Raw genomic sequence first — 11,959 nt, 5'->3', positions numbered from 1 at the left:
CGACGACGGCGGCGGGTCCGCGCGTAGCTCTGCGTCACAAATAGCGCACCCGCGCAGCAGATGCCAGCATGTGGAGATGTCAGCGAACCCCATCACCTCAGCACCCAAACGGATCCGGACGGCCGAAGAGCGCAGTGCGCGCGTGGCCGTGACAGTGTTCCCCCTGCTCATTCTCGCCGGGGGAGCGGTGGCCCTGTTTTTCCCCGAGCCCTTCACCGGGCTGTCAACGTTCGTGAATCCGGCCCTGATGCTGATCATGTTCGGCATGGGCCTGACCCTGACCCTGCCGGACTTTGCCCTGGTGGTCCGGCAGCCGCTGCCCGTGCTGCTGGGGGTGGTGGCGCAGTTCGTGATCATGCCGCTGCTCGGTGCAGGCATCGCGTGGGCCCTGCAGCTCAGTCCCGAGCTGGCGGCCGGTGTCATCCTCGTTGGCTGCGCGCCGGGCGGAACGGCTTCCAATGTGGTGACGTACCTAGCCAAGGGCAATGTGGCCCTCTCGGTGGCCATGACTTCTGTCTCCACTTTGCTGGCGCCGCTTTTGACCCCGCTGCTGGCGCTGTGGCTGGCCGGCCGCTACATGACGGTGGACGCCGGTTCAATGGCCCTGTCCATCGTCCAGATTGTGCTGATCCCCGTGGTGCTGGGACTGGCGATCCGTTATGCGGTGCCGCGGCTGGTGGACCGGGTCCTGCCGGTCCTGCCCTGGATCTCCGTCCTGGCCATCACCTTTGTGGTCCTGGCCGTGGTGGCCGGAAGCGCTGCGGCCATTGTCACCGCCGGCTGGCTGATCCTGCTCGCCGTCATCCTGCACAACGGCCTGGGCCTCGGATTGGGTTACGGAACCGCAAAACTGTTCCGGCAGCCCATTGCCTCCCGGCGCACCATGGCCGTCGAAGTGGGGATGCAGAACTCCGGGCTGGCCGCCGGGTTGGCCAAGCAGTACTTCACCCCCGAAGCTGCCCTGCCGGCAGCGGTCTTCTCCGTGTGGCACAACGTATCGGGTGCGCTGATGGCAGCATTCTGGCGGAGCCGGCCCACAGTCTGATCCGACGTTGGCTCCTGAACCGCGCCGGGCGGCTACCTTTCCCGTATCCGCCCGGCTAGGGTGATGCCGTCCCGGCACTTCAGAGGAAAGCAGGCCTTCCGTGGCTTCCAAGACCATCGTGATCACAGGCGCGTCCGACGGCGTGGGGGCGGCTGCCGCGGGCAAGCTGGCCCGGGACGGCCACCATGTGGTGGTGGTTGGCCGGTCACCGGAAAAGACGGCCGCCGTGGCGGAACAAACCGGCGGCGAATACCTGCTGGCTGACTTCGCCGTCCTGAACGACGTGCGGAACCTCGCCTCGGAGCTGCTGCAGCGGTATCCGCGCATTGATGTGCTGGCGAACAACGCCGGTGCCATCTTCGGCAAGGAACGCCAGGTGACGGGCGACGGGCATGAAATGACGTTTCAGGTGAATTATCTGGCGCCGTTCCTGCTGACCCGCCTGCTGACGGACCGGCTGCTGGAGTCCAAGGGGACCGTTATTAACACCTCGAGTGTGGCAAACCGGTTGTTTGCCTCCGTTGATTTGGACGACCTCGAGGAGGAAAAGAACTACAAACCGCGCAAAGCGTACGGGAACACCAAACTGGAGCAGATCCTCTTCACCCAGGAGTTCGACCGCCGCTACCGTTCGCACGGCGCCACCTCCACGGCGTTCCACCCGGGCAACATAGCGTCGGGTTTTTCCAGCACCAAGGGTTCGGCGATGCACGCCCTTTATGCCACGCCGCTGCGCCGCCTTTTCCTGACCAGCCCCGAGAAAGGTGCACGGACGCTGGTGTTCCTGGCGGAAGGAACGCCTGGGGAGGACTATCCGACGGGAAAGTACTACGAGCGGTGCAAGGTTGCCCGTCCCAACCGGCAGGCCGCAGACGGAGCCCTGGCGCTGGGCCTGTGGAACCGGTCGGTGGCGATGCTGGAATCCTAGGCCGGGGCACAATCGGCGGCAGCAGTCTGACTGGATTGTCCGGCTGCTCTGTCCGGGAGGCGACGACGGGTGTCCGCACCCTGCGACTCGCGGGCACGGGGTAGTTGAATCGACGCTGCAGGCGGCTACGGTATGACGTACATCACACCAGCCGGCCGCTGCAGTGCGGACGGCCCGCCCGTCCCACTGCAGGAGCCCTAGTGACAGCTGTCAGTCTCGAACCTTCCCCCGTCCTCGACACCACCGGCGCCTGCCGCGTTCATCTGTGCAGCGGGGGTGTTTCGGTGCTGGTGGATCTTTCCCATGACCAACTGCCATCCGTGGTGCACTGGGGAGCGGCGCTGCCCGGCCTTGGAGCCGAAGAAGCCGCCATGCTCGCTGCCGCAGCTGTTCCACACGGGTCCGCCAACAGCCTGGATGTTCCCGTCCGTCCGGACATGCTCGGTTCACTCCATGCGGGATGGACCGGCCGGCCGGGGCTGGCAGGGGACCGGAACGGCACGGCGTGGACCCCTCTGTTCACCGTTACCAGGGTGAACCTGGGAGTGCCGGCGGAGCAGGAAACAGCAACAGAGGGAGCCCTCACCAGTACGGGTGCAGCCCAGCTGTTCGTGACGGCGGCGGATGAGCTCTCCGGATTGGAACTGACGATCGAGCTGGAACTGGCGCCGTCGGGCCTGCTGCGCACCCGCGCCGGCGTGACAAACACCGGGGAAGGAGGTTACCGGGTCCAGGAACTGGGCCTTGTCCTCCCCCTTCCCGCGCGTGCCCGGGAAATCCTGGACTTTGCCGGACACTGGGGCGGAGAACGTGCGCCCCAACGCACTGCACTGCCGGTGGGAATCCACCTGCGCGAGGGACGCAAGGGCCGCACCGGTGCGGACGCGGCCTACGTCCTGTCAGCGGGTGAGCCGGGATTTGGATTTGCCGACGGCCAGGTGTGGGGGCTGCACGTAGGGTTCTCCGGCAACCACCGCGCCTGGGCAGAGCGGCTCTCCAACGGGCTGCAGGTGTTGGGCGGCTCCGAACTGCTCCTGCCCGGCGAGCTGGTGCTTGGACGGGGGGAGAGCTACACTTCGCCCTGGTTGTACGGCGTCTGGGGGAACGGGCTCGATGACCAGGCCCGGCGCCTGCACGCCTGGCTGCGCGCCCGCCCGGAGCATCCCTCCCGTCCGAGGCCCGTCACGTTGAACGTGTGGGAAGCCGTGTATTTTGACCACCGGCTGAGCCGGCTTACCGAGCTGGCGGACCGTGCAGCGGAAGTCGGCGTTGAACGTTTTGTGCTCGACGACGGCTGGTTTGGCTCCCGCCGCGATGACACCTCCGGGCTGGGGGACTGGGTGGTTTCCCCGGAAGTGTGGCCCGGCGGCCTGGATCCGCTGATCGACCACGTGCGCTCCAAGGGGATGGAATTCGGTCTCTGGTTTGAGCCCGAAATGGTCAATCCGGATTCGGAAGTGGCCCGCGCCCATCCGGAGTGGATTATGGCGCCGGCCGGGCGGCTGCCGTTGGAATCCCGGCAGCAGCAGGTCCTCAACATTGGGATGCCCGGAGCCTACGAGCATGTGCGCAACCAGATGGTTGCCCTGCTGGAGCGCTATCCGATCGCCTACATCAAATGGGACCACAACCGGGACCTGACCGAGGCCGGAACCCAGCCCGACGGACGCCCCGGTGTCCACGCCCAGACTTTGGCCGCCTACCGGCTGATGGCCGAACTGAAGGAAAGATTCCCGGAACTTGAAATCGAGTCCTGCTCCTCCGGCGGCGCCCGCGTGGACCTGGGCGTCCTGGAACACACGGACCGGGTCTGGACCTCGGACTGCATCGACCCCCTTGAACGGCAGCGGATGCACCGCTGGACGCAGCAGCTGATCCCGCCGGAACTGATGGGATCCCACATCGCCTCACTGCGCTCACACACCACGGGCCGGATGCACACCCTGCACTTCCGGGCCGGAACGGCCGTGTGGGGACATCTGGGCATCGAGTGGGACCTGACGGAGGCCACCGCGGAGGAGAGCAGCGAGCTGGCCCAGTGGGTGGAGTTCTACAAGGAACACCGCGCGCTGCTGCACAGCGGAAACATGGTGCGCCTGGATTCCTTCGACCCGTCTCTGCAGATCCACGGGGTGGTGGACCAGGCAGGCAGCGAGGCACTGTTCGCCGTCGTGCGCACCGCGGTCTCGGATGTTGAGCCGCTGGGCAGATTCCAATTCCGCGGCCTGGAACCGGCGCAGGCCTACCGGCTCCGCGACGTAACTCCGGGCCCTGCTCCGAGCGGCTTCCGGCCGCCGCCGTGGTGGCCGGGCAGCGAGGGTGCAGTCCTGACCGGGCGGGCACTGGAACAGGTGGGCGTCCACACTCCGGGGCTCCACCCGGATGAGATGCGCATACTGCATCTGGAAGCAGTCTCCTCAACCGCAGCTGCGGTCCAGGGCTGAGGCACCGGCCATGGCAACCACCACGCCGCTGCAACGGAGCAGCGTCGCCGGAACGCCGCCGAAACGGCGGCCGCGTTCCGGTCAGGACACTAAGCTTGCCCTTCTCTTCATCGCTCCGGCCGCACTCGGCTTTGTCTTTTTCCTTGCCTGGCCCACGGTCCGCGGCATCTGGCTGAGCTTCACCAGCTTCAACCTGCTGACGCCGTCGGAATTTGTGGGTCTGGACAATTACCGCCGGCTGGTCCAGGACCCCATCTTCTGGGACTCCCTGGTGGTCACGGTCCAGTACGTGGTGATCAACATCGGCGTGCAAACCGTTGTGGCCCTGCTGATAGCGCTGTTGATGCATCAGCTGACCCAGTCATCGCTTTTGCGCGGACTGGTGCTGGGTCCATACCTGGTGGCCAACGTTGTGGCGGCGATCGTCTGGCTATGGATTCTGGACACCCAGTTTGGCGTGGCCAACCAGGTGCTGGAATGGATCGGGCTGGACCGGATCGGCTTCCTGTCCAGTGAGACCTGGGCCATTCCCACCATTGCTCTGATCAACGTATGGCGGCACATGGGGTACACGGCCCTGCTGATTTTCGCCGGCCTGCAGGCGATCCCTCCACAGGTGTATGAGGCGGCACGGATTGACGGTGCCGGAGAGGTCCGCACCTTCTTCTCCGTCACCCTTCCGCTGCTGCGCCCCATCATGGCCCTCGTGCTGATCATGACCGTGATCGGCAGCTTCCAGGTTTTCGACACGGTGTCCGTCACCACCGGGGGAGGTCCGGCCAACGCGACCAACGTCCTGCAGCTTTACATCTTTGAAATGGCCTTTGGACGCTTCCAATTCGGTTATGCCTCTGCCATGTCCGTGGCCCTGCTGGTGGTCCTGGCGGTCATCACGTTTGTCCAGTTCCGTCTGACCCGCGCCGGCTCCACCGACCTGAACTGAATCCGAGGATCCTAGAATGAACGCGATTCCCGCACCGGGTGCCCTCGGAAGCACCCTGGCCTCCACCGACGTTTCCCTGGACACCCCGCCCGGCGGCAACAACCCGGAACGTGTACGACGACGCCGGCGCCTCACCCCGGGCAGGGCCCTGGCCTGGGCTTTCCTGGTGGCCGTCATCCTGATTACCCTGTTTCCGTTCTACTGGATGCTGCGCACAGCACTGTCCACGAACGCCGGCCTGCAGGCACATCCTGCGTCCTGGCTCCCGCCCGAGTTCAGCTGGGGTGCCTTTGAACGGGTGCTGGGCATGGCCACCACCGAGGAAGCCATTGCGGAGGGCGGCGCGGGCACGGCCATGAACTTCTGGCGCTACCTGCTGAACTCGGTGGTAGTAGCCACCCTGGTGACATCAGGCCAGATCTTGTTCTCCGCCATGGCGGCCTACGCCTTCTCCCGGCTGAAGTGGCCCGGGCGGGACAAGGTATTTGCGCTGTTCCTGGCCGGGCTGATGGTTCCCGCCATCTTCACGCTGCTGCCCAACTTTGTCCTGATCAAGCAGCTGGGCCTGGTGGACACCCTGCTGGGCATCGCCCTGCCCAGCATGTTCATGACGCCGTTCGCCGTGTTCTTCCTGCGCCAGTTCTTCATGAGCGTGCCCAACGAACTGGAAGAGGCGGCCCTCCTGGACGGGGTCTCGAAGGTCGGTATCTTCTTCAGGGTCATCCTGCCGCTTTCCGCTGCACCCCTGGCCACGCTGTCCATCCTGACCTACATCACGTCATGGAATGAGTACTTCTGGCCCCTGATGGTCTCCTACACCGACAAATCCCGGATCCTCACCGTAGCCCTGGGTGTTTTCCGGGACCAGTCGCCGCAGTCCGGGACGGACTGGGCCGGCCTGATGGCGGCCACCCTGATTGCCGCTTTGCCGATGGTCGCCCTCTTTGCGGTCTTTGCGAAGCGCATCATCAACTCCATCGGTTTCAGCGGCATCAAGTAGGAGCACACCATGACACACTTTGGCATTTCCCCTCGCCGCCGCGTGACCCGGGCCGGCGTCGTCCTTACCGCAGCTGTCCTGGCCCTGAGCGGATGCGGAGGGCAGGCAGAAAGTGACGCCGGCGGCTCCGGCGTCATTGATTACTGGCTCTGGGACAACAACCAGCTGCCCGCCTACCAGAAATGCGCGCAAATGTTCGAGCAGGAAAACCCCGGCCAGGAGGTGCGCATCTCCCAGACCGGCTGGGACAGCTACTGGACCAAGCTCACCGCCGGGTTCATTGCCGGCACCGGTCCGGACGTGTTTACCAACCACGTCTCGAAATATCCGCAATTCACCGAGCTTGAGGTTTTGGCACCCCTGGATGAACTGCCCGCCACGGCAGCCGTGGATCCTGACGATTTCCAGGCAGGCCTGGCCGATCTGTGGACCGGACCGGACGGCCACCAGTACGGCATGCCCAAGGACTGGGACACCATAGCCATGTTCTACAACGCCGATCTGCTGGCCGAAGCCGGATTCTCGGCGGCGGACCTGGACGGGTGGAGCTGGAACCCCGAGGACGGAGGAACGTTCGAGAAAATAGTGGCCCACCTGACCGTGGACGACAACGGGGTACGCGGCGATGAGCCGGGCTTTGATAAGGACAACGTGTCCGTTTACGGATTCGGCGTGGCCGCGGCAGGGGGCGACAACGCCGGGCAGGCGCAGTGGTCCGCTTTTGCCGCCTCGAACGACTGGACCTCCACCAACAAGGCACTGTGGGGAGACCGCTATAACTACGACGACCCGGCGCTTCACGAGACACTGGACTGGTTTTTTTCACTGACGGACAAGGGCTTCATGCCGCGTTACGGACAGTTCAACGCGTCAGAAGGAACCAGCGGGCAGCTGGCTTCCGGAAAGGTAGCCATAGTTCCCGACGGCGCCTGGACCATTACTTCCTACGCCAAGGCTGAAGGAATGCAGGTTGGTACGGCGCGGACCCCCATCGGCCCCGACGGGACGTCGAAGTCCATGCTTAACGGGCTGGCGGATTCCGTGGTGAAGGACACCGACAATCCCGAGGGTGCCGCGGCCTGGGTGGCGTTCCTGGGATCCACCGCCTGCCAGCAGGAGGTTGCCCAGGCCGGTGTGGTCTTCCCGGCCCGGCGTGACTCTACGCCCATCGCCGCGGAGGTCTACCGGAGCATGGGAATAGACCCGGATCCCTTTATCGCCCCCGTGGAGGAAGACAGCACCTTCTACGTCTCGGTCACCACGCACGCAGCGGATGTCACGGCCCTGATGAAACCGTCCCTGGAGGACATCTGGGCCAACCGGGTGCCGGCGTCGACCCTTCGAGAGACGAACGACGCGATCAACGTCCTCTTTGAAACGGGAGGATAACGGGAGGATGCGGCTGCACCGTCAGGCAGAGGCCAGCAGCCGCGCCGAGTTCTCATCCAGCATGAGGTCGGTGACCAGCCCCGCCCGGAGTGCGCCCAGGAGGCTGGTGACCTTTGATTCCCCGGCCACCACACAGATCCGGCGGGGAACCTGGCGCAGCTGCTCCAAATCCGGGCCGGTGCTGCGTTCGTTGAGGCGAATGCCGTCCCAGGTGCCGTCGGCGCGGTAGAACATAGTGGCAACATCGCCCACCACTTCCTCGGCCATCAGATCATCCAGGTCCTCTTCGTCCAGATAGGCGCCGTTGTAGACGTGGCTGGGCACGCCGGCCTTGATGGAACCGACGCCGAAGATGGCGGTGTTCATCCGGGCCTGCAGGTCCAGCACGCGTTTCACGGGCCGCTCCCGCCACATGGCTTCCTTGGTTTCCGTATGGTCAAAGAACGCGGGAACCGGGAACTGCACCACGCGCGCACCGTAGGCGTGGCCGAACCGCTGGAGGATTTCGCTGGCGTAGGTGATGCCCGACGTGCGGAAGTTTCCCGCGCCGTTCATCTGCACAATTGTGCTGTCGTGGGTGTTCTTCACGGACAGATACTGGCTGACGGCACCGAGCGTAGAGCCCCAGGCAACCCCAACAATGGCGTCGGAATCGATGAGCGGGCCAATGAGATGGGCCGCCTGCACAGCAACGCGCTGCAGCGTCTGGGACGGAGACACGCCCTCTGCCACAGGGATCACCCGGGCATGGATGCCAAAGCGCGAGCTGATCTCCTTCTCCAACGCCGGGGCACGGTCCGAGGCGCTCTTGATGCGGATCTCCACCAGTCCGGTACTGCGGGCATGGGAGAGCAGACGGGAAACCGTGGAGCGCGATATCCGCAGTTCCCGGGCGATTGCCTCCATGGTCAGGTTCTGGAGGTAGTACATCTGGGCTGCCCGCAGGGCGTCCCGGTCACGGCCTTCCCGCTCAGTCGCGGTAGGTCCCTCCAGAGGCCTCACCGAAAACGCATTGGTGACATCTTTGTTCACTTGCTGCCCGCCAACACTGCTTCGATCCACATGATTCCATTATGGCAGGCTGCACGTTTGTGCATCAGCTCGATTGCCGGTGCCCCGGACTCCGAACATTGTGGGATATGGCAAAGCCGCCACAGAAGCGTTTGGAGATAGTCGTGGACAATTCCGTGAACCCCACCAAGGGAAAAACCGCCGTCCGTCCGGTGGTGCAGCAGCTGAAGGACCGCCCCCGGGCCTCAGTGCTCATCGTCGGCGGCGGCATCAATGGCGTAGGCACCTTCCGTGACCTGTCGCTGCAGGGAGTGGACGTAGCTCTCGTGGAGCGCGGTGACTACTGCCAGGGTGCATCGGGCGCCTCATCGCACATGATCCACGGCGGCATCCGCTACCTGGAAAACGGCGAGTTCCGCCTCGTGCACGAGTCCGTCGTCGAGCGCAATGCGCTGCTCCGTCTGGCCCCGCACTACGTAAAGCCGCTGCAGACCACCATCCCGATCACGAGCACGTTCTCGGGCATCACTGCAGCTCCGCTGCGCTTCCTGACTCACAAGCAGGGCAAGCACACCGAGCGCGGCGCCGTCCTGATCAAGGCCGGCCTGCTGATGTATGACTTCTTCTCCCGCGGAGGCCGCGTGGCCCCCCGCCACAACTTTGTAGGCAAGAAGAAGTCCCTGCAGGAACTGCCCAAGCTGCGTTCGGACGTCAAGTACACCGCAACCTACTTCGATGCCTCCGTTCACAACCCGGAGCGCCTGACCCTGGACGTGCTGCGCGACGGTCTTGAGGCCAACCCGCAGTCCCGTGCCAGCAACTACGTCTCCGCCGTGGGCACCACGGACGCCGGCACGCTGCTGCGCGACGAGCTGACCGGCGAAGAGTTCCTGTTCGAGGCCGACGTCGTCATCAACGCCACCGGCGCCTGGGTGGACGAGACCAACGACTCCTTCGGCAAGCGCACCTCCTTCATGGGCGGTACCAAGGGCTCGCACATCGTCTTGGACCACCCGGAACTGCTGGAAGCCTGCAACGGCCGCGAACTGTTCTTCGAGCACACCGACGGCCGCATTGTCCTCATCTACCCGATGGGTGACCGTGTCCTGGTGGGCACCACGGACATCGACGCCGACATCACCGAGGATTCGGTCTGCACCGACGAGGAAATAGAGTACTTCTTCGAACTCGTCGCCCATGTGTTCCCGACCATCGACGTACGCCGCGACCACATCGTCTACACCTTCTCCGGTGTTCGCCCGCTGCCCAAGCACGATGACACGCAGCCCGGCTTCGTGTCCCGTGACTACCGCATCGAAAAGCGCATTGACCGCCGCGGCGGCAAGAACGTCACCAGCCTGTCCCTCGTGGGCGGCAAGTGGACCACCTTCCGCGCCCTCTCCGAAAACCTCGCCTCCGAGGCCATGACCGCACTGGGCATGCCGCGGAAGACGACGACGTCGGAACTGCAGATCGGCGGCGGCAAGGGCTTCCCCCGCACCGAGGCCGAAGAGCGCCTGTGGGTCAACCGCACCGCCAGCGAGGTTGCTGACCGCGACCGCGTCCGCGTGCTGCTGACCCGCTACGGCACCCGCGCCACGGACGTCCTTGAGTTCCTGGCCCAGGGCGGAGACCAGCTGCTGGCCTCGACCAACGAGCTGAGCACCCGCGAGCTGACCTACATGGTTGAGCACGAGCAGATCACCCGGATGTCCGACATCCTGATCCGCCGTACGTCGCTGGCCTTCCGTGGCCTGGTGACCGCGGAAATGCTGACCGAACTGGCAGGCCTGCTGGCTCCGCAGCTTGGCTGGGATGACGCCGAAGCCGAGCGCCAGATCAAGGCTGCACGCGAACTGCTGGTCAACATGCACGGCATGAAGATTGCTGCTCCGGTAGCCTAAGCAGCGCCGTTCAAAGCAGCGCCGTTTTTTCAACAGCGCAGTTCGTAACGGAAGGGCGGACACCGTAAGGGTGTCCGCCCTTCCGTTGTTTAACGCTGTGAGAATTCTCAGGGCTCTGTTTCATGGCACGGTCGGCATCTTTTTACGGAAGTATCCGGGTTTTGAGATGCATCTTTCACCCCGTAGGGTCGCCTATGACAATTTCCGTGCCCTGAAAGTCGGTCTCCCTTGGCCATTGCCATTATTTCCGTAATTCTGTTTGTTGCCGGTCTGGTGATTCTGATGTCAGGCCTGGCGATGCGGCGGGCTCCGGTGCCGTCTGCAGCCCCGAACAAACCTGCAGAAGCGGCGGGGACTGACCATGAGACGTCATCCGGGGATTCGGAAAAGGAAAAGTCAGCTTCTGTTTCGAAGTCTTCTCCCAAAGCCAACCCGACAATCCCCATCAGCATTGGCATCGTCACCATTCTCATTTCGCTGGGGATTCTTGCTTCCGGCCTCTTCACTACGGTGAGCGCCAAGAATGCCGGCGTGCTGGTGGCTTTCGGCAAGGTGTCCGAGAAGACGCTTTCTCCGGGACTGCACACAAAGGCGCCGTGGCAAAAGGTCGTAGAAATTGACGGCACCATCCAGACGGACGACTACCGCGGTGAAGAATGCGTCGCCGTGCGCATCGGGGACGGTTCGCAGGCATGCGTGTCCATCACCAACCGCTGGAACATCGTCGAGTCTGAGGCCGACCGGGTTTACAAGGATTTCAAATCGGACGACCCTACCCTTTCATTCCGGGATGCGGTGATCAGCACGCAGCTGAAGGCGTCCCTGCAGAAAGCGCTCAGCGACTACAACCCCGTTGCCCAGTTCAACAGCGCCGACAATGAGGCCTCATCCGCCGAGCTGTCCTTCTCTCCCGACTATGACGCCGTTTCCAAGGTGGTTGAGGAGGATATGAAGACCCGGCTCGGCGCCGAACCGATGGCAGAAATCCAGTCGATCACCATCTCCTACATGCAGCTTTCGGAGACCACCCAAAAGAAGCTGGACGATTACGTTGCCGCGATCGGGGAGACCCGGATCGCCGAACAGCGCAAGGCCACCGCCGAGGCACAGGCGGCGGCCAACAACACGCTGTCGACATCCGTTAGTGACAACCCGAATGTCCTGGTTTCGCGCTGCCTGGACACGCTGGCGGAATCAGTCGAGAAGGGATACCAGCTGCCCGCCGGTTTCTCCTGCTGGCCCGGCGGGGGCAGCGGCGTCGTTATCCCTGGTGCGTCGCCGGGCCAGTAACGCGG

General features: G+C 64.2%; 9 protein-coding genes. 8 read left to right on the top strand and 1 reads right to left on the bottom strand.

Annotated elements, in window-relative coordinates; genetic code table 11:
- The first annotated feature begins 76 nt into the window (after window positions 1-76).
- From AC4D2Q_RS14080 to AC4D2Q_RS14055, 6 genes are all read left to right on the top strand, one after another.
- Complete coding sequence (locus tag AC4D2Q_RS14080; RefSeq protein ID WP_490947159.1) at window positions 77-1,045, top strand: bile acid:sodium symporter family protein; 969 nt, start codon at window positions 77-79, stop codon at window positions 1,043-1,045.
- 100 nt (window positions 1,046-1,145) lie between these two features.
- On the top strand, window positions 1,146-1,973 hold the full coding sequence (locus AC4D2Q_RS14075; protein WP_490947158.1) for an SDR family NAD(P)-dependent oxidoreductase: 828 nt from the start codon (window positions 1,146-1,148) through the stop codon (window positions 1,971-1,973).
- Window positions 1,974-2,173: 200 nt separating this feature from the next.
- Window positions 2,174-4,417, top strand: coding sequence for an alpha-galactosidase (locus AC4D2Q_RS14070; protein WP_490947157.1), 2,244 nt, complete (start codon window positions 2,174-2,176; stop codon window positions 4,415-4,417).
- A 10-nt stretch (window positions 4,418-4,427) separates the two neighbouring features.
- A complete protein-coding gene (locus AC4D2Q_RS14065; protein ID WP_490925162.1) occupies window positions 4,428-5,360 on the top strand; it encodes a carbohydrate ABC transporter permease in 933 nt (310 codons plus the stop codon).
- A 16-nt stretch (window positions 5,361-5,376) separates the two neighbouring features.
- The gene (locus AC4D2Q_RS14060) at window positions 5,377-6,360 is read left to right on the top strand and encodes a carbohydrate ABC transporter permease (RefSeq protein WP_490947156.1); all 984 of its coding nucleotides are present in this window, start codon (window positions 5,377-5,379) and stop codon (window positions 6,358-6,360) included.
- Between the two features lie 9 nt (window positions 6,361-6,369).
- Window positions 6,370-7,749: an ABC transporter substrate-binding protein gene (locus tag AC4D2Q_RS14055; protein ID WP_490947155.1), complete on the top strand. Its 1,380-nt coding sequence runs from the start codon at window positions 6,370-6,372 to the stop codon at window positions 7,747-7,749.
- A gap of 21 nt (window positions 7,750-7,770) precedes the next feature.
- Here the strand turns inward: AC4D2Q_RS14055 and AC4D2Q_RS14050 are convergent, their stop codons facing one another.
- Complete coding sequence (locus AC4D2Q_RS14050) at window positions 7,771-8,679, bottom strand: sugar-binding transcriptional regulator (RefSeq protein WP_490947372.1); 909 nt, start codon at window positions 8,677-8,679, stop codon at window positions 7,771-7,773.
- A gap of 209 nt (window positions 8,680-8,888) precedes the next feature.
- On the opposite strand from AC4D2Q_RS14050, the gene AC4D2Q_RS14045 reads away from it, so the two are divergent.
- Both AC4D2Q_RS14045 and AC4D2Q_RS14040 read left to right on the top strand, forming a co-directional pair.
- Window positions 8,889-10,664 carry a glycerol-3-phosphate dehydrogenase/oxidase gene (locus AC4D2Q_RS14045; RefSeq protein WP_490925165.1) on the top strand — a complete coding sequence of 592 codons (1,776 nt, stop codon included), beginning with the start codon at window positions 8,889-8,891 and terminating at the stop codon, window positions 10,662-10,664.
- Window positions 10,665-10,892: 228 nt separating this feature from the next.
- Complete coding sequence (locus tag AC4D2Q_RS14040; RefSeq protein WP_490947154.1) at window positions 10,893-11,954, top strand: SPFH domain-containing protein; 1,062 nt, start codon at window positions 10,893-10,895, stop codon at window positions 11,952-11,954.
- Window positions 11,955-11,959 lie beyond the last annotated feature (5 nt).

The organism is Arthrobacter sp. TJ-178 (assembly GCF_058269275.1).
The sequence above is the reverse complement of the archived record's forward strand: the minus strand, read 5'-3'. Positions and strand labels throughout refer to the sequence as shown.

Coding starts and splice junctions, on each gene's coding strand:
- AC4D2Q_RS14055 (WP_490947155.1), top strand. CDS start 6,370: ATGACACACTTTGGCATTTCCCCTCGCCGCCGCGTGACCCGGGCCGGC.
- AC4D2Q_RS14045 (WP_490925165.1), top strand. CDS start 8,889: ATGGCAAAGCCGCCACAGAAGCGTTTGGAGATAGTCGTGGACAATTCC.
- AC4D2Q_RS14080 (WP_490947159.1), top strand. CDS start 77: ATGTCAGCGAACCCCATCACCTCAGCACCCAAACGGATCCGGACGGCC.
- AC4D2Q_RS14050 (WP_490947372.1), bottom strand. CDS start 8,679: ATGTACTACCTCCAGAACCTGACCATGGAGGCAATCGCCCGGGAACTG.
- AC4D2Q_RS14065 (WP_490925162.1), top strand. CDS start 4,428: ATGGCAACCACCACGCCGCTGCAACGGAGCAGCGTCGCCGGAACGCCG.
- AC4D2Q_RS14060 (WP_490947156.1), top strand. CDS start 5,377: ATGAACGCGATTCCCGCACCGGGTGCCCTCGGAAGCACCCTGGCCTCC.